Origin of the sequence: Aeromonas sp. s5 (genome assembly GCF_040907865.1) — a bacterium.
Taxonomy (GTDB): Bacteria; Pseudomonadota; Gammaproteobacteria; order Enterobacterales; family Aeromonadaceae; genus Aeromonas; species Aeromonas dhakensis.
Window position 1 is genome coordinate 39,928 of sequence record NZ_JBFOCO010000013.1, and the last position, 16,737, is coordinate 56,664.

General features: G+C 65.3%; 21 protein-coding genes. 6 read left to right on the forward strand and 15 right to left on the reverse strand.

Features of this window, described 5'->3' with window-relative positions; all coding sequences use genetic code 11:
- Positions 1-15 precede the first annotated feature (15 nt).
- From AB5Y94_RS09045 to AB5Y94_RS09095, 11 genes are read right to left on the reverse strand one after another with little or no spacing between them, the layout of a single operon-like run.
- Positions 16-630 (reverse strand): outer membrane lipoprotein carrier protein LolA, encoded by a 615-nt coding sequence (locus AB5Y94_RS09045; protein WP_368205372.1) that lies wholly within the window; start codon positions 628-630, stop codon positions 16-18.
- Complete coding sequence (locus AB5Y94_RS09050; RefSeq protein WP_117402386.1) at positions 627-1,052, reverse strand: thioesterase family protein; 426 nt, start codon at positions 1,050-1,052, stop codon at positions 627-629. Before AB5Y94_RS09050 ends, AB5Y94_RS09045 begins: the two co-directional genes overlap by 4 nt.
- A 28-nt stretch (positions 1,053-1,080) precedes the next feature.
- Positions 1,081-2,643, reverse strand: a complete 1,563-nt coding sequence (hutH, locus tag AB5Y94_RS09055) for a histidine ammonia-lyase (protein WP_368205373.1) — start codon at positions 2,641-2,643, stop codon at positions 1,081-1,083.
- On the reverse strand, positions 2,630-4,333 hold the full coding sequence (locus AB5Y94_RS09060; protein ID WP_368205374.1) for a glycosyltransferase: 1,704 nt from the start codon (positions 4,331-4,333) through the stop codon (positions 2,630-2,632). Before AB5Y94_RS09060 ends, hutH begins: the two co-directional genes overlap by 14 nt.
- Positions 4,330-4,686: a hydroxymyristoyl-ACP dehydratase gene (locus AB5Y94_RS09065; RefSeq protein ID WP_139752226.1), complete on the reverse strand. Its 357-nt coding sequence runs from the start codon at positions 4,684-4,686 to the stop codon at positions 4,330-4,332. The genes AB5Y94_RS09060 and AB5Y94_RS09065 overlap by 4 nt, the downstream gene beginning before the upstream one ends.
- Positions 4,670-6,040, reverse strand: a complete 1,371-nt coding sequence (locus AB5Y94_RS09070) for an AMP-binding protein (protein ID WP_368205375.1) — start codon at positions 6,038-6,040, stop codon at positions 4,670-4,672. The genes AB5Y94_RS09065 and AB5Y94_RS09070 overlap by 17 nt, the downstream gene beginning before the upstream one ends.
- Positions 6,037-6,624, reverse strand: coding sequence for a hypothetical protein (locus AB5Y94_RS09075; protein WP_368205376.1), 588 nt, complete (start codon positions 6,622-6,624; stop codon positions 6,037-6,039). The genes AB5Y94_RS09070 and AB5Y94_RS09075 overlap by 4 nt, the downstream gene beginning before the upstream one ends.
- 19 nt (positions 6,625-6,643) lie before the next feature.
- Positions 6,644-6,892 carry an acyl carrier protein gene (locus tag AB5Y94_RS09080; protein WP_011707160.1) on the reverse strand — a complete coding sequence of 83 codons (249 nt, stop codon included), beginning with the start codon at positions 6,890-6,892 and terminating at the stop codon, positions 6,644-6,646.
- A 3-nt stretch (positions 6,893-6,895) separates the two neighbouring features.
- Complete coding sequence (locus AB5Y94_RS09085) at positions 6,896-7,162, reverse strand: phosphopantetheine-binding protein (protein ID WP_005297932.1); 267 nt, start codon at positions 7,160-7,162, stop codon at positions 6,896-6,898.
- A 17-nt stretch (positions 7,163-7,179) separates the two neighbouring features.
- A complete protein-coding gene (locus AB5Y94_RS09090; RefSeq protein ID WP_024941451.1) occupies positions 7,180-7,938 on the reverse strand; it encodes a lysophospholipid acyltransferase family protein in 759 nt (252 codons plus the stop codon).
- On the reverse strand, positions 7,923-8,633 hold the full coding sequence (locus tag AB5Y94_RS09095; protein WP_368205377.1) for a beta-ketoacyl synthase chain length factor: 711 nt from the start codon (positions 8,631-8,633) through the stop codon (positions 7,923-7,925). The genes AB5Y94_RS09090 and AB5Y94_RS09095 overlap by 16 nt, the downstream gene beginning before the upstream one ends.
- Positions 8,634-8,880: 247 nt before the next feature.
- Between AB5Y94_RS09095 and AB5Y94_RS09100 the strand changes: the two genes are divergently transcribed.
- The 3 genes from AB5Y94_RS09100 to AB5Y94_RS09110 are packed head-to-tail and all read left to right on the forward strand — an operon-like array spanning position 8,881 to position 10,627.
- Positions 8,881-9,273, forward strand: coding sequence for a hypothetical protein (locus tag AB5Y94_RS09100; RefSeq protein ID WP_005297924.1), 393 nt, complete (start codon positions 8,881-8,883; stop codon positions 9,271-9,273).
- 17 nt (positions 9,274-9,290) lie between these two features.
- On the forward strand, positions 9,291-10,367 hold the full coding sequence (locus tag AB5Y94_RS09105; RefSeq protein WP_368205378.1) for a methyltransferase: 1,077 nt from the start codon (positions 9,291-9,293) through the stop codon (positions 10,365-10,367).
- 44 nt (positions 10,368-10,411) lie between these two features.
- Positions 10,412-10,627, forward strand: coding sequence for a hypothetical protein (locus tag AB5Y94_RS09110; protein ID WP_005297921.1), 216 nt, complete (start codon positions 10,412-10,414; stop codon positions 10,625-10,627).
- A gap of 47 nt (positions 10,628-10,674) precedes the next feature.
- Here the strand turns inward: AB5Y94_RS09110 and AB5Y94_RS09115 are convergent, their stop codons facing one another.
- Both AB5Y94_RS09115 and AB5Y94_RS09120 read right to left on the reverse strand, forming a co-directional pair.
- Positions 10,675-11,430 carry a DNA/RNA non-specific endonuclease gene (locus tag AB5Y94_RS09115; protein WP_005297919.1) on the reverse strand — a complete coding sequence of 252 codons (756 nt, stop codon included), beginning with the start codon at positions 11,428-11,430 and terminating at the stop codon, positions 10,675-10,677.
- Between the two features lie 242 nt (positions 11,431-11,672).
- On the reverse strand, positions 11,673-12,650 hold the full coding sequence (locus tag AB5Y94_RS09120; RefSeq protein ID WP_368205379.1) for a cytochrome-c peroxidase: 978 nt from the start codon (positions 12,648-12,650) through the stop codon (positions 11,673-11,675).
- 449 nt (positions 12,651-13,099) lie between these two features.
- Here AB5Y94_RS09120 and AB5Y94_RS09125 point away from each other — a divergent pair, with 449 nt between their 5' ends.
- Positions 13,100-13,825 (forward strand): carbonic anhydrase, encoded by a 726-nt coding sequence (locus AB5Y94_RS09125; protein ID WP_368205380.1) that lies wholly within the window; start codon positions 13,100-13,102, stop codon positions 13,823-13,825.
- 74 nt (positions 13,826-13,899) lie between these two features.
- Here the strand turns inward: AB5Y94_RS09125 and AB5Y94_RS09130 are convergent, their stop codons facing one another.
- Together AB5Y94_RS09130 and AB5Y94_RS09135 are read right to left on the reverse strand one after the other, a co-directional pair.
- Positions 13,900-14,808, reverse strand: a complete 909-nt coding sequence (locus tag AB5Y94_RS09130) for a pseudouridine-5'-phosphate glycosidase (RefSeq protein ID WP_368205381.1) — start codon at positions 14,806-14,808, stop codon at positions 13,900-13,902.
- The gene (locus AB5Y94_RS09135; protein WP_201988259.1) at positions 14,802-15,893 is read right to left on the reverse strand and encodes a PfkB family carbohydrate kinase; all 1,092 of its coding nucleotides are present in this window, start codon (positions 15,891-15,893) and stop codon (positions 14,802-14,804) included. Before AB5Y94_RS09135 ends, AB5Y94_RS09130 begins: the two co-directional genes overlap by 7 nt.
- A 197-nt stretch (positions 15,894-16,090) precedes the next feature.
- Here AB5Y94_RS09135 and AB5Y94_RS09140 point away from each other — a divergent pair, with 197 nt between their 5' ends.
- Both AB5Y94_RS09140 and AB5Y94_RS09145 read left to right on the forward strand, forming a co-directional pair.
- Positions 16,091-16,582 (forward strand): RNA methyltransferase, encoded by a 492-nt coding sequence (locus AB5Y94_RS09140; RefSeq protein WP_025201230.1) that lies wholly within the window; start codon positions 16,091-16,093, stop codon positions 16,580-16,582.
- A 22-nt stretch (positions 16,583-16,604) separates the two neighbouring features.
- Positions 16,605-16,712 carry an RNA methyltransferase gene (locus AB5Y94_RS09145; protein ID WP_095592118.1) on the forward strand — a complete coding sequence of 36 codons (108 nt, stop codon included), beginning with the start codon at positions 16,605-16,607 and terminating at the stop codon, positions 16,710-16,712.
- The last annotated feature ends 25 nt before the right edge of the window (positions 16,713-16,737 follow it).

A 16,737-nucleotide genomic window follows, 5' to 3' on the forward strand; every position in this document is an offset into this window, starting at 1 on the left:
TGGCGCAGCGGGATACTAGTGAACAGCAAAGCGGGCCTGCTCCTCAGGGGTCAATGGCAGGGGGCGCTCGCGCCAGTCGCTGAAGCGGATGCGGGTGCTGTCACCCTGCTTGTCGGCGATAAGCAGCTGATCCAGCTGCCCCCGCCCGCTCAGGGTCAGGCTGGCAAACACCTTGTCGAGCGGCGCCAGGGTCGGCACCAGCACCAGCTGCCAGCCCGCCTCCGTGCTGTGAAAGTCGATGCTGAAGTAACGGCCCAGGGTCGCCTCGTCCGAGCCGAACAGCGCCAGCAGCATCTGGCTGAACTCCAGCAGCTGGGGGTTGTCGATGACGGTGGCAGGCTGGCCCGCCATCTGCTGCACCATGCGCGTCGGCGTCAGGACAAGGGTCAGCGGGAAGGGCTTCTGCTGCTGCCACCAGAGCCCCAGATCGCGCACCAGCAGCAGCTCGCCGGAGGCCTTGAGCGGCTGGCTCAGCCCCGCCACTTGCTTCTCCTGCTCGAAGCGGGCCTCCTTGGCTTGGCTCAGGGCGAGCAGCTGCTGCACCTCGGCCCGGCTCAGGGGCGCCGCCTGCAGCGGCCATGTCAGCAGCAGGATCAAACCGGCCAGCAGCAGCCTTGTCAGCCGGTTCATTGGCTCACCCCCAGCTTGTCCAGCAGCACCTGGGGCGAGGCCAGGCACATCTCGCCGCTCGCCTTGCTCACCGCCACCTGGATGCTGTAACCCTTGCTGGTGCGGGTGCCGCTCACGGCGTCGCTCAGCAGGTAGTCGATCTTCAGGCGGTTCTGGTACTCGGTCAGGGTGGCGCGCACCCGCACCCGCTGGCCGAAGCGCAGCGGTGCCAGGTACTTCATCCGGGTGTCGATGATGGGCCAGAGGTAGCCGGAGGCCTCCATCTGCGGGTAGTTGTAATCGATGAGATCGAGCAGGGCACAGCGGGCCAACTCGATGTAGCGAAAGTAGTGGCCGTGCCAGGCAACCGCCATCATGTCCACGTCGTGGAACGGGATGGTCACCTCGATCTCAGTACTGATCTGCCAGGGTTCATTCTGCATGGGTTGTCTCATCAATAGTGACCTTGTCTCAGTCCCGGTGCGACCCATAGAGGGGATAGTGGCGCTGGCGAATGCGGGCGATCAGCGCCCTCAGCTCGGGCTCGAGCCCCCGGTCTTCCAGCAGCGGGGCAAACTCGGCCCGTACCTGCGCGACCATGCCGGCCAGCGCCGTGCCGAGCGGGCGGATGAAGGGGGTGGGCCGGGCGAGGCGCAGCTCCACCCCCTGCACCGCCGCCAGCAGGCAGGCGGCCGCCACCTGCTCGGTCAGGGTCAGCACCCGCAGCGCATCCCGCGCCGCTATGGTGCCCATGCTCACCTTGTCCTGGTTGTGGCACTCGGTGGAGCGGGAGAAGACGCTGGCGGGCATGGTCTGCTTGAGCGCCTCCGCAGTCCAGGCCGAGACGCCGATCTGCACCGCCTTGAAGCCGTGGTTGATCATCTGCCGCCCCTGTGGCGCGCCGGAGAGGTTGCTCGGCAGGCCGCCGTTGAACTTGCTGTCCACCAGCTGGGCCAGCTGGCGATCCAGCAGGTCGGCCAGGTTGGCGACGGCCGCCTTCATGCTGTCCATGGCCATGGCGATGTGACCGCCGTAGAAGTGGCCGCCGTGCATCACGTGCTCCTCTTCGCCATCGATCAGCGGGTTGTCGTTGGCGCTGTTGAGCTCGTTTTCGATGAGCTGGCGCCACCAGGGCAGGCTGTCGGCCACCACCCCGATGACGTGGGGGGCGCAGCGCAACGAGTATCTGTCCTGCAGCCTATCGCTGTGGCGCGGCAGCTCGCCGGCCACCAGATCCTCTCTCAACCAGGCCGCGACCCCCTGCATGCCGGGGTGCGGCTTGGCGGCAAACAGCCGCTCGTCGAAGTGGAAGGCGTTGCCCCCCATGGCGACGCTCACCAGGGCGGTGATCCGGGTCGCCAGTTGCATCAGGTAGTCGGTGCGGGCGTAGGCTAGGCAGGCCAGCGCCGTCATCACCGAGGTGCCGTTCATCAGCGCCAGCCCCTCTTTCGGCCGCAGGGTCAGGGGAGTGATCCCTAACTCCCGATAGACCTCGGCGGCGGGGCGCAGCACACCATCATGATGAAGCTCGCGCTCCCCCACCAGCACGGCGGCGACGTAGGAGAGCGGGGTGAGATCGCCGCTGGCGCCCACCGATCCCTCTTCGGGAATGCGCGGCACCAGATCCTGCTCCAGCAGCCAGCAGAGGCGCTCGAGCAGGGCTGGGCTGACCCCGGAGACCCCCTGCGCCAGGGAGCAGAGCCGGGTGGCGAGCACGGCGCGGCCGGCATCGAGAGCGAGATCCTCCCCCAGCCCGCAGCCGTGGAAGCGGGTCAGGTGCAGCGGCAGCTCGGCCACCAGGGCGGGGGGCACGGCCCGGGTCACCGAGTCGCCGTAGCCCGTGGTCACCCCGTAGATGACCCCCTCTTCCGCCAGCAGGCGGTCGAGGAAGTCGGCGCCCCGCTGGATGCGGGCCATGAAGGCGGGATCCGGGTTCAATGCGGGGGTGGCACGGCGTTCCGCCAGGGCCACCACGTCTTCGATGGTCAGCGGCTTAGCGCCGAAGACAACCCGTCTCATCTCACTCTTGTTCATCGGTCAGCTGCCAGAAATCAAAAAAGTTGAACCAGTCCAGGGGGGCGTGCAGGCAGTGGTGCTGCAGGCGATCGGCATAGGCCTGTACCCGGGACGCGAGTATCTCTTGGCGCCCCTGCCGCGGCAGGGGCTGGCCGTCGGAGAAGGGCTCGAAATGCACCCGAAAACGCCCCTGCTCCTTGAAGCCGAACAGCAGGTAGACGGGGCAGCCCAGCACGCTGCTGAGCACGAAGGGACCGAGGGGAAACGGCGCCGGGGCGCCGAGAAAGTCGGCCCAGATCACCCGCTTCTCCCGGGTCACCGAGGTGCGATCGCCGACGATCACCACCCACTCCCCCCGATCCAGCTTCTCCTTGAGCAGGATGGCGGTGTCCGCCCCCAGCTCCTGCACCTGGATGAGGTTGAGGCGCGAATCCGGGTTGATCTGCTTGAGCAGGGCGTTGAAGCGGGCCGCGTGGCGGGTGAAGACCAGCGCATTGATGCGCATCCCCTCCTTGCGACTGCCGAGGGCCCGGCACAGCTCGAGGTCCCCGAGGTGGGAGCCCAGCAGCAACACCCCCTTGCCGCTGCCAATGGCCGCCTGGTAGTGCTCGGTCCCCACCACCTCGATCTCCTGCTCCGTGATGTCCCCGCGCCAGCCCGCCAGCTTGTCGAGCGCCGCCTCGCCAAAGCGCAGGAAGTGGCGAAAGCTCGATCTCGGTTCGGCGGGCAGCGCAACGCCTTGCGTGCCGGCGAAGGCCTCGAGGCGGGCCAGATAGGCCCGGGAGGCCTCCCGCTGGGTGCGACCGGTCAGCCAGAAGTAGCCGATGACAGGATAGAGCAGCAGGGAGAAGCCCCGGCGCCCCAGCAGGCGGTAGCTGGCCAGCATGATCTGCATGCCGAGCAATGAGCCCCGCTCCGGGGTGCGCGACCAGTGGGTGCGCCGCTCGCGCCACAGCCGAGTCAGCTGGGCGCCGAGACGGGCCGGCCAGCGGCAGAGGCGCAGCAGCAGATCCCACAACAGGCGGCACACCAGCCGGGTGTGCATCCAGGAGATGTCGAGGTTGTCGCGAAAAAGCCGGAAGTGGGAGCGGCCGTCGACGGGATAGATGACCCGGGTCGGCACGAAGCGCATCGGCACTCCGGCCCAATGCAGGCGCACCATCACCTCGGTATCAAAATCCATCCGCCGGCCGAGGACCACCCGTTCCAGCAGGGCGCAGGTGGACGCCAGCGGATAGACCCGAAAGCCGCACATGCTGTCCTTGATGGCGAACGACAGCGTCTCTATCCAGACCCAGACATGGGTGATGTAGCGGCCGTAGAGGCGCCCCTTGGGCACGGAGTCATCGTAGAGCGGGCGACCGGAGACGAGCGCCGCCGGGTGCTGGCGCGCCTCATCCAGCAGGGCTGGCAGGTCGGCGAGATCGTGCTGGCCATCGGCATCCACCTGCAGGGCGTGGCTGAAGCCGAGCTCATGGGCGCGGCGCAGCCCCGTCATCACGGCCCCCCCCTTGCCCTGGTTGTGGGGATGGCGCAGCAGGCTGACCCAGGGGTGCTGGGCGGCCAGCGCATCGAGCGCGGCGGCGGCGACGGGCTCGCTGCCATCGTCGACCAGCAGGCAGGGCAGCTTGAATTCGGCCAGCCGCGCCAGTACGGCGGCCAGTGGGCCGGCGTGGTTGTAACAGGGAATCAGAAGGCAGGGGTTCATGGGATCAGCCGCACCCGTCCGCTGCTCGCCGGCTCATCCCCGAGCTGGTAGCTGAAGAGGAGCTGGCCCTTGTCCGCCTGCCACTGCAGGTGCAGGCTGCACTCGGCCCCGGGGCGCAGCGGGCGCTGGAACTTGAGCTGATCCACCCCGTGAAACGGCAGTGTCAGCTTGAGCCGGCTGGCGGCGTAGTGCATCACCCAGTGGATCTGGGTCACCCCGGGCAGCAGGGGCGCGCCGGGAAAGTGCCCTGCAAACCAGGGCAGTGCGGGATCGAGTCGCAGCCGCAGGCGCACGCCATCGGCCAGCACTTCGCAACCCAGCTCGGTTGGCAGCGTATCAGCGGACAGGCTCATCGAACAGCTTCTTGAGTTGTGGCCAGGGGCGCTTGCCCTGGGCGTTGACGGGCATCTGCACGACCCGGCGCACGCTGCGCGGCAGGGCAACCGGCTCAAGCCAGGGGCGCAGCTGCTGGCGCAGGGCCAGCAGGAAACGCCCCTGACCGAGCTCGTCCCAGCGGGCGGCCCCCAATTCGCTTAGCACCAGCACGGCGCCGAGGATCTGGCGCTGGCCCTGTTGCAGCGGCAGCACGGCGGCCGACTCCACCTCCGCCAGGGCCTGCAGGCGCGCCTCCACCTCGTCGAGGGAGATGCGCTTCTCCTCCAGCTTGACGATCCTGTCCTGACGTCCCAGCAGCTCGAAACCCTCCTCGTGCAGGGCGATGCGATCGGCGCAGGCCAGCCAGTCACCCGCTTCCAGAAAGGGGGAGCGCAGCAGCAGCCCCTGCTCCGGGCCGACCCGCACCTCGACCCCGGGCAGCGCCGTCCAGGGGGTCTGCTCCTGGTGGCGCTGACGCCAGCCGATGCCGCCGGTCTCGCTGCTGCCGAAGATCTCCACCGGCAGCTGGCCGAGCAGTGCCCGGGCTTGCCGGGCATCTTCCAGCTGCAGGGGACCGCCGGAGGAGACGATCAACCGGCAGCCAGTGGCCGGCATGGCCGGATCGAGCCGACTCAGAAACGCAGGGGAGGCGATCAGGCACCAGGGGGCGCCTTGCGCCGCCAGCTGCTCCGGGTAGTCGATGGTGCGGCGATCGAACGGGCGACCGAGGGCCAGCGGCAGCAGGATGCGAAACAGCAGGCCGTAGATGTGCTGGTGGCTGACGCTGGCCAGCACCCGGCTATCGGCCAATCGCTCGCCCCACAGCACCATCTGCACCCGCAACTCGGCCTCCAGCTGGGGCCAGGCCTTGGGGATCGCCTTGGGCTCGCCGGTGGAGCCGGAGCTGAACAGGGTGATATCCAGACGCGCGGGCGCAAGATCACCGTGTGCGATATCCAGCCCCTCGTGGGCATCGGCCAGCGGCAGCCTGAGCTGAGGCACGACAAGCGCTGCGCCAGGCAGTTCGGAGTCGGTGAGCAGGCCGTCGAACTGGCTCTGCAGTTCCTGCAGGCCGGCCAGCCGCTGATGACCCGGCAGAATAGCCTGATAGCCGCTGAGGGCGCAGGCGAGCAACGCTTGCGTGAACAGCAGGCTGTCGTCGAAGCAGAGCGCCCAGCGCGCGCCTGGCCGGCCGGCGCCGTCGTGACGGGCCATGGCACTGGCCAGTTGCAGGCTGGCGCGGCGCAGCTCGGCCAGGATCACCTCCCCCTGCGGGCCGAAGGCCACCGGCTGGGCACCATCGCGCTGCCAGAGGGTTTGCAACAGACTCATGGGGCCAACCTCTTGAGCAGGCGGCGACGCACCAGATACTCAGCCCCCATCAGGCCGCCCATCAGGAGGTAGCTGATGAAGCCGTTGTAGAGGCTCCAGAGCGCCAGATCCCCGTGCCAGATGGTGAAGGCCGCCAGGGCGCCGTTGATGACGAAGAAGCCGCACCAGACCTGGGTCACCCGCCGGGTATAGCCGATGGCCGCCGATGGCAAGGCGGGCTCCTGCAAGCGGGCCAGCCGCTCCACCAGGCTCATGGGGCGGGTCAGGCTCCAGCCAAACAGGCAGAGCAGCGCCAGGCTCACCGCCAGCGGGTAGTAGAGCAGCCAGTGCCGGGCACTGAACAGAGCGCAGAGCAGGGTCAGCCCCAGCCCGATGCAGGCCAGCAGGCGCCCCAGCCAGAGCCACTCCGGCAGCGGGCCGAGCCGGACCCGCCCCTTGAGCAGGCCGGGCAAGAGTCGCAGCGAGAAGATGAGCAGCAGGCCGAGCAACAGCGGGGTCTGACCGGCGTGGGTCAGCCCCCAGTAAACCGCCAGCGGGTAGAGCAGCAGGGCACCACCGGCCAGCCAGGAGAGCCAGCGCATCATGGCAGGGCAGACACCGGCATCAGGCGTCGGCCAGCAGACGCTCGACCGCATCCACCACGTCGTTGACGCTGCGCACCGACTTGAACTCCTCCGGCTTGATCTTCTTGCCGGTCAGCTTCTGCAGGTGCACCACCAGATCGATGGCGTCTATGCTGTCGAGCTCGAGATCCTGATAGAGGCGGGCCTCCGGGGTGATGGCCTCTTCGTCGACTTCGAACAGCTCGACGAGGGCGGCCTTGATCTGGGCAAAGATGTCGTCGCGGGTCATGGCTCAGGCCTCCCCTTTCGACTGGGCCTGCACCAGGGCCACCAGGGCCGCGACACTGGCGAAGTGGCGACGGGTATTCTCATCCTCGGCGGAGAGGACGATGCCGTAGCGGCCCTTGATGGCAAGGCCCAGCTCCAGCGCATCGATGGAGTCCAGCCCCAGGCCGTCCCCAAACAGCGGTGCCTGGCTGTCGATGTCGTCAGGGGTGAGCCCCTCGAGGTTGAGGCTGTCGATGATGAGTTGTTTTATCTCTAGATGCAGGTCTTGCATAACTGTTCCATATGCTGTCATTGGGGCCCGGGTTGCAGGGCCCGGGTGAGAAACCGGGTCAACTGGCGAGCGGCCAGCGCACTGCTCTGGCCGGCGGCGACCACCTCGTCCGCCGCCACTTGCTGCAGGAATTCTATGGTGAAAGTCGGCTTATTTTCCGGGATCTTGAACCATTTGTCCTGCTTGGTGAGAAATCGGGTGCTGCAGTGGATCCGCACCAGTTGCAGCGGCACCTGGCTGCGCACCGCCAACTGGGCCGCGCCGCGCTGCAGCTTGATGGGTTCGCCCGGCGTGGTTCGGGTCCCTTCCGGGAAGATCAGCAGCAGGCCGCCGGCCCGGATCCGCGCCATGCACAGGGCCAGCAGATCCTCCCCCGCCACGTTGGGCAGGTAGTCGGCAGCCCGCACCACGCCGCCGATGAAGGGGTTGCGCCAGAGTGACTGCTTGACGATGCAGTCGCACACCGGCATCTCGGCCGCCAGCATGACGTAATCGAGCAGGCTGGGGTGATTGGCCACCACCAGGGCGCCACGCAAATCGGCGGGCATGCCGCTGACGCGATAGTCGAGCACCCCCCAGCCGCGCAGCATGGCAAGAAACAGCCGGAAACTGTGGCGGATGGTGAGCTGGGCCAGGGTGCGCCGCCGCTCCCCGCGCAGACAAAGCGCCAGCAAGGGGAACCAGAACAGGGTGAGCAGCAGGCCGCCCACCCCGAACAGGGTGAAGCCAAGCGCCGTGCCGATCAACCGCCAGGCCCGGTTCAGCAACGCTGCCATCTCCACGCCTGACGCTCATCGCCGAGGATCAGGGTCGGCTCGCCTCGCAGCAGGGCGCGCCACAAGGCGAGGCTCTGGGGCAGCGAACGGGCGGATTCAACCACGGGGCTAACCCCCTCGCAGCGCCACTGCTCACCGGCCTCCAGCACCAGTCCCAGCGCGTGGGGCGGCGCCTCCTCCGCCAGCCAGGGGCGATGAAATTCGGGCACAGGCCCCTCGAAGGCCACCAGCAGCACCCGGCGGGCGCCGGCCTGCAGAGCGCCGACCGCTTCGGTGAGGCCTGCCATCAGGCTGTTCTCCCCCGCGGCCAGCGAGCTCATGGGAATGGCGGCCTTGCCCTGGATGGAGCAGAGCCCGGCGGCGGTGTTGTGCACCGACATGGAGAAATCGGTGGGAGAGAGCGCCTGCCCGTCCGCCAGCGCCTGCAGCAGCGTCATGGAGCGGGCCAGTTCGCCGTGGCGGCTGACAAAGATGGCACTGTTTACCTGGTGGCGGGCCAGCAGGCTCAGCCCCACCTGCACCGCCAGCCGTGAGCCCTGGCTCAGGCGGCGCGCCATCATCATGGGCAGCAAGGGAGTGGCGGGAAACGGCGGGTCGACGGGCCAGCGGCCCTGCTGCGCCCACGCCTGCCAGGCGACCTCATCGGCCAGACCGGGTGACAGCGCCTGACTATCCAGCAGCGAGAAAGAGAGCATGTTGCAGGCGACCTGTCCTTAAAACCGTGGTGGGAGCGAAGAGCATAAAAGGCACTCACCCGACGGGCAGTGCCTGCGCCATGGTATTGAATGACGTCATCAGGTGAATACCGGGCGGATAATACCATTATTCATCAAAAATAATAGCCAGCCCGGATTATCCACCGCCTTGGTGATTGAAAATAAACAATTTGTGTTGTCTCATTGCCACGCTCAATTGATGAATATCCTTCTCAAGGAAAATATTATGAAGATTATTAATAAAATATCCCTGCTGCTGGCCTGTGCCCTGCTGGCCGCCTGCTCCACCAGCCAACCCATCCGCAATATGGCGGCCAATCCGGTGCCATCCAACCTCACCGAGGAGCAGGTTGCCAACGCCATTATTACGGCCGGTATCAGCAAGAGCTGGGTAATGCGTCAGGAGCAGCCGGGACTGATTCGGGGCCAGGTCAATGTGCGTCAGCATCAGGCGGTGATCAATATTCCCTACAGCGCTCGCGATTATTCCATCAATTATGTGAGCAGCGTCAATCTGGACGACAAGGGCAAGGGCAGCATCCACCGCAGTTATAACCGCTGGGTACTGGGTCTGAACCAGGCCATTCAGCTGGAACTCGCCCGCGCGCAGAGCCGCTGATCCGGCAGGAGCCCCCCGTGAATCACTATCAGACAGACCCCTACAACGCGCTGGAAGCCATCAGCGAGGCCCAGAAAATTGCCTTCGGGCCCATGCTGTTTCAGGCCAGCTGGTGCCTGCGCGAAACCGGGGTGCTGGCCTATCTCGAGACCCGTGGCCAGCGGGGGGCAGCACTGGCCGACATCGCCCAGGCATGCGAGCTGAGTGAATACGGCGCCAGCGTGCTGCTGGACATGGGGCTCGGCGGCGGGCTCTGCTACCTGGCCGAGGAGCACTATGTGCTGGGGCGGGTCGGCAAATACCTGCTGAACGACACCATGAGCCGGGTCAATCTCGACTTCACCCAGCACGTCTGCTACCAGCCCCTCGCCCACCTGCTCGACGCCATCCGCAACGGCACGCCGGCCGGCCTGCAGGAGTTCGGCCCCTGGCAGACCCTCTATCCGCACCTGAGCGAGCTGCCCGAGCCTGCCCGCCGCAGCTGGTTCGCGTTCGATCACTTCTACTCCGACTGGGCCTTCCAGCAGGCCCAGGACAAGGTGTTCGGTTACGAGCCGCGCCACCTCTACGACCTGGGTGGCAACACCGGCAAGTGGGCCATCGCCTGCGCCAAGCGGGATCCGGCGCTGCGAGTCACCATCCTGGACTTGCCCGAGCAGCTGGAACTGGCTCGCCGCAACATCGAGGAGGCGGGGCTGACGGAGCGGGTACAGGGTCACCCGGTGGATCTGCTGCAGCCAGGCACCCTGCCCGGCGAGGCGGACATCTGGTGGATGAGCCAGTTCCTCGACTGCTTCAGTCACGAGCAAATCGTCGCCATCCTGAACCGGATCCGGCTGGCCATGAAGCCGGACGCCCGGGTCTGCATCCTGGAGCTGTTCTGGGACCGCCAATCCTTCGAAGCCGCCAGTTTCAGTCTCAACGCCACCTCCCTCTACTTCACCTGTCTGGCCAACGGCAACAGCCGCTTCTACCACTCCAAGGAGCTGTACCAGTGCCTGCGCGAGGCCCACTTCCACGTGGAAGCCGAGCACGAGATCCCGGGCCCGGGCCACACCCTGCTGGTTGCCCGCCCGTTGCACACGAGGCCATAATGCCGCCATCGGCATAACGATGATGAAACGAGAAGGAGCACGGCATGAGGCGTGACTGCATGGCCCTGATGGCCCTCGGCCTGGTTCTGGGCAGCCTGCTCGGCGGCTGCGCCGACATCAAGGAGGCGGGCAGAACCGTGGGGCACACCACCCGCAATGTGACCCGCGAGATTGGCCACACCACCCGGGACGTGACCCGCGAGATAGGTCACGGCACCCGGGACACCGTCAAGAAGGTCGGTGATGAGCTGAGCAAATAGAAACAGGGGCCGACAGGCCCCTGTTTTCATCAGCGTCATGGGTGAACTCAGTTGCTCCACATGGCCATCAGCTGGGACTCCATGGCCTCTTCCTGCTCATCCGGCAGCTCGGCGAAGAAATCGAGCCCGGTCTGCTGCTCCACCTCATCCACCGTCACTATGTAATCCGCCAGCCGGCTGGCCGACACGTTCTCCTGCGGCAGGATGAAGGCGATCGCCTCCTGGTTGGCCACATCCATCACCACCCGGTAGTAGGCGTGGGGCACGGTCACACCGTTGCCGATGGAAGCATCGGAGTTGGTGAAGATGGGGCCGGTGATCACATAGACATCCTGATAGGCGATGGCCCACTGCCGGGTCTTCTCCTCCAGGATGCGCCAGGCCCCCTGGTTGAGCGCCGGCAGCTGCGGGGTCATGTTGGTCAGCAGGAAGCTCTGCTTCATGGTGGTGGCGGTGGAGCGCATGTCCGCCGCGGGCGCCTGGTGGCCGCGGTCATAACCGGAGCCCTTGTAGTCGGCCAGGGTGGCGCGGAACTGCACCGGCACCTCCTTGTCCTCGGCAAAGGCATCCTTGCGCGGCACCTGACCCTGGGCGCTGGCGGCCGTCATCCGATAAGAGACCCAGTCAGAGACCTTGGTGTCGTAGTTGTAACCGGCGGCATAGCCGTCCCGGCACAGCAGTTGACTGGATTGGCTGGGTACCCCGAGCTTGACGTGATCCTTGCATTGGAAGCCCGCCGCCAGGCTCGGGAAGGTGGTGAGAGTGAATCCGATAGCCAGAACTAATTTATTGATATTATTCATTATTATGCCACTCCTTGTGTTAGGCGGAGTGATTTGACACCAGGTCGGATGAGTAAGGCAATCGAACAAATTGTGAGCGTGTCGGAAATGTGAAGAGGGCTGCAAATCGATAAAATCGCCGTCGCCAGCTGGGGGATTGTCATCCCTTTGTCATTGTGTAGTGCAGTAACTTCGAGAGGCTTATCAGATAGATAGGAACAAAAAAGCGGAGCCGGCGGCTCCGCTGCAATCATCACGCCCTCTCAGCTCTTGACCTGAGGCCTGGGGGTATCGGGCTGGGAGGGGGGCAGGATCGGCAATACTATCTGCGGCTGCTCGCCGGTCAGGCTCTTGAGGTAGGCGGTCATGTCGTCCGCCTCCTGCTCGCTCAGGGTCTGGCCGAGCTGGATGTCCGCCATGATCTGCACCGCCTCCTTCAGCTCCCACACGGAGCCGTCGTGGAAGTAGGGGTAGGTCAGCTCGATGTTGCGCAGGGTCGGCACCTTGAACCAGCCGATGAACTGCTTCTCGCCGGTCACTCCACCGCGTCCCTGGGCCGGGTTGTCGGTCTTGAACGGCTTGACCAGCCCCATCTTCTGGTAGGAGTTGCCGCCGATGGCCACCCCGTTGTGGCAGGCGGTGCAGCCCTTCTCCTTGAACAGCTGATAGCCCTTCAGCTGCTGCGCAGTCAGCGCCTTGGCATCCCCCTTCAGCCAGCGATCGAACGGCGCGTTGGGAGTGACCAGGGTCTCCTCGAAGGCGGCGATGGCATCGGTCACCTCGTCGATGCCGAAGTCCGCCTTGCCGTACACGGCGCTGAAGCGGGCCCGGTACTCGGGCAGGGTGTGCAGGGTCTCCACCGCCAGCTTGTGGCTGAAGGCCATCTCCAGCGGGTTCTCGATGGGGCCCGCCGCCTGCGCCTGCAGATCCTTGGCGCGCCCATCCCAGAACTGCACGAAGTTGAGGCTGGAGTTGAGCACGGTGGGCGAGTTGATCGGCCCCTCCTTCCACTTGTGGCCGAGGGAACTGACCTGGTTGTCCACTCCGCCGGTCGCCAGGTTGTGGCAGGAGTTGCAGGAGATGGCGTTGGATTTCGAGAGCCGCGGCTCGAAAAACAGCATCTTGCCCAACTCGACTTTTTCCGGTGCACTCACCTTGGCTGCTTCCACTGCCTGGATAGGCTCGTTCGCCCACCCCATCCCTGGCAGGCCCAGCGCCAGCAACAGACAATATTTATTCATTGTTTCTCTCTCCCTTGTGGCTGTGCATAACAGCAGCCTCAGCCTGCCCGGGAAAGCCTGTGTATTATTTGCTCAAGATCAAATGAGACCAACAAAAACCACATTTAAAACAATGAATTAGTTTATTACGGACGGAATAATGGCGGGGACTTGCGCGGCAAAAAAGAGCTGAATTCTGATGAGTGAATTATGAGCAAATTCATCCGCGATGACAGCCAATTAATTAGATTGCTGTCATTGAATAAATCGATTATTCAATATGCAGGCGTGACCGCCCATTATTTAGATTCATATTAAATGCATCATAAATATCATCGGCGCTCACCCAGCCAATAATAACAATAGCGTCTGACCTTCTGTATCCCGCAATTCAGATGATGCCTTCCGTTATTTCCTCGTCAGTGCAGGAAACGGATCGCCGTGCTTTTCAATCAAGATAAGGATGCATGATGAAAGAGTCCCTGTTGGCCGCCACCCTGTTGCTCTGCCCCGCCGCTTTTGCCGCTACAGTGCACTGGGAATACAGCGGCGAGGCCGGCCCGGCAAAATGGGCCAGCCTGACCCCGGAATATGGCCAGTGCGCGGGCAGCAACCAGTCGCCGGTCAACCTCTCTGGTCTGGTCAAGGCCGAGCTGGCTCCGCTGCAGTTTCACTACCTGGCGGGGGGCCGCAGCGTCACCAACAACGGCCACACGGTGCAGGTCGACTATGCCCCGGGCAGCACGCTGGAGCTCGACGGCATGCACTTCACCCTCAAGCAGTTCCACTTCCACGCTCCCAGCGAAAACCTCATCGAGGGCAAGTCCTATCCGCTGGAGGGGCACCTGGTCCATGCCAATGACCAGGGGGAGCTGGCGGTGGTGGCGGTGATGTTCGAGCCGGGCCAGGCCAATGGGGCCCTGAGCCAGGTCTGGCAATCCTTGCCAGCCAAGGCGGGGGAGCATCACCAGCTCAAGGAGGCGGTCTCGGCAGAGCCACTGCTGCCCGCCAAACGGGACTACTACCGCTTCAGCGGCTCGCTGACCACCCCGCCCTGCTCGGAAGGGGTGCGCTGGCTGGTGATGAAGGAGCCGGTGCAGGTGAGTCAAGCCCAGATCGATGCCTTCAAGGCGGTGATGCACCACCCCAACAACCGCCCCGTGCAGCCGCTGCACGGTCGGCTGGTGCTGCAGTAACGCACCCGGCAACTCACAGAGCCAAAATGAAAAAAGAGGGCCAAGAGGCCCTCTTTTTCGTTTGCAGCAACTGATTACAGACTGGCGGCGATGCGCGCCCCCAGCGCGGCGTTGTTCAGCACCAGCTGGATGTTGGCGGCCAGCGAGTTGCCGCCGGTCAGCTCGCACACCCGGGCCAGCAGGAAGGGGGTGGACTCCTTGCCCTTCACCCCCTGCTCGTCCGCCTCCCGCAGTGCCTGGGCGATGGCGGCATCGATGTCGGCCTTGGGCATGGCAAACTGGGCCGGAATGGGGTTGGCCACCACGGCGCCGCCGGCCAGCCCCAGCTCCCACTTGAGGCGCAGCGCCTCGGCGATGGCCGCCGGGCTCTCGAGGCGGTAATCCACCTTGAAGCCGCTCTCGCGGGTGTAGAAGGCGGGCAGCTCCTCGGTCTGGTAGCCGATCACCGGCACGCCCTGAGTCTCCAGGTACTCCAGGGTCAGGCCGATGTCGAGGATCGACTTGGCGCCGGCGCAGACCACGGCCACCGGGGTCTGGGCGAACTCCTGCAGGTCGGCGGAGATGTCGAAGGTCTCCTGGGCGCCGCGGTGCACGCCGCCAATACCGCCGGTGGCGAACACCCGGATCCCGGCCATGGCGGCAATGATCATGGTGGAGGCAACCGTGGTGGCCCCCAGACCCTTGTTGGCCAGCACGAAGGGGATGTCGCGGCGGCTGCACTTGGTGGCGGCGTGGCCGGCCCGGCCCAGCGCCTCCAGCGCCCCCTCATCCAGACCCACCTTGAGGCGGCCATCGATGATGGCGATGGTGGCCGGCACGGCGCCGTTGTCCCGCACCACCAGCTCCACCTGGCGCGCCGTCTCCACGTTCTGCGGATAGGGCATGCCGTGGGAGATAATGGTGGACTCCAGGGCCACCACAGGCTTGCCGGCGGCCAGGGCTTCGGCGACGACCGGTTGGATATCGAGGTAAGCGTTCAACATGGGTACTCCTCCAGCATGCGTTCAACGGCGGCCTTGGATAGGCCGGAAAATACGGTATCGGGACAATTGACGGTGAGGGCGGCGCAGCCGAGGGCGAAACGGGTGGTCTCGACGATGTCCTGCTCCTGCAACCAGGCGTGGGCCAGCCCTGCCATGAAGGCATCGCCGCCACCGGTCACGTTGACGACCGGGCTGCCGAGCACGGGCAGATGGCCCTGGCACTCCCCGTCGCTATAAAAGATCCCCTGATCGCCGAGGCTCAGGAACAGTCGCTGCACCCCGGCGCGGTGGAACCAGGCCGCCGCCATGGGCCAGGTGTCGGGCCCGGCGATGCGCAAGCCGCACAGCTGCTCCGCCTCGCTGCGGTTCGGTTTGAGGGTGTGGATGCGGTGCAGCCAGGGGCGGATCTTCTCCACCTTGGCCACCGAGACGGTGTCGACGAAGATGGTGTGCTCCCCCTGACGCTCGAACAGCCAGTCGAGGGTGTGGGTGGCGAGGTTGGTGTCGAGCAGCCAGAGCCGGGCCGCCCCGAGAAATCCGCTCAGGGGGGCGAGCCGGGCCGGTGTGAGCTGGTCGATGATCCCCATGTCGTTGACGGCGCAGCTCATTTCGCCGCTGCCATCGTGCAGACTGAGGTAACAGGAGGTGGCCTGGCCGTCCAGCACCAGCACCTGGCGCACGTCGACGCCGGCGCGCTGGCTCACCTCCAGCAGGTGGTGGCCGTACTGATCGTTGCCCACCGCGGTCAGCAGCCGGGTGTCGGTACCGAGCCTCGCCAGGTTCTCGGCGATGTTGCGCCCCACCCCGCCGGCGGAGGTGCGCACCCGACCAGGGTTGGAATCCCCGATACGCAGGTTGTCGTGGCTGCAGCCGCAGATATCCATGTTGGCACCGCCGATCACCACGGCGTAGGGCCCTTCCCGCAGCACATAGCCGCGCCCCTGCACATAGCCCTGACGCATCAGGCTGGAGATGTGGCTCGCCAACGCCGAGCGGCTGATGCCGAGCCTGTCCGCCAGCTCCTGCTGGGCAATCATGGGATCCTGGCGCAGCAGGGCGAGGATCTCTTGCTCACGTTCCGTCATAGACAAACATCCAGTTACAAACGTTTGTCCATTATTGTCGAGAAACGTTTTCCTGCTATCGCGGCGTATGAAAATTGTCGGTTTGCGCACAAAAATTCGGCGGATGGCTGCAAGCGACGCTCGGCCATCGTGCGTCACTTTTCCTGCGCCTGACGGCGAGTGCGGCTTATAATGCGCCGCCACCAGAGGAGAGCAGGATGAAAGAGTCAGACCACCACCACGAAGTGCAGGTAAAACGAAGCGATGAGACGGCGTACTGCTGCATCGGGCTGGTCAATCCCAAGTCGCCGGAGAACGTGGGGGCCGTGATGCGGGCCGCCGGCTGCTATGGGGCGGATGAGGTCTACTACACGGGGACCCGCTTCGAGCTGGCGCGCCGTTTCGTCACCGACACCAAGCAGATGGTGGAACAGATCCCCCTGCTCGGTGTCGACGATCTGATGGCCATGGTGCCAGCCGGCTGCACCCCGGTACTGGTTGACCTTATCGAGGGGGCGACCTCGCTGCCGGACTACGTCCACCCCGAGCGCGCCTTCTACATCTTCGGCCCCGAAGACGGCACCCTGGAACCGGCCCGCTTCAAGGCGGTGAAAGAGGTGATCTACGTACCGACCCGGGGCTGCATGAATCTGGCGGCCTCGGTCAACGTGATCCTCTACGACCGGCTGGCCAAGCAGTTGAGGCGCTGATGATAAAGACGAGCAACAGGAGGTGATCTGCGTGGCCATACCCAAGGGCTGCATCAATCTGGCCGCCTCGGTCAACGTCATTCTCTATGACCCACTGGCCAAGCAGGTGCGCGGCAACTCGGCAAGCTGACAGAAAAGTTCCTGAACAGGTAACC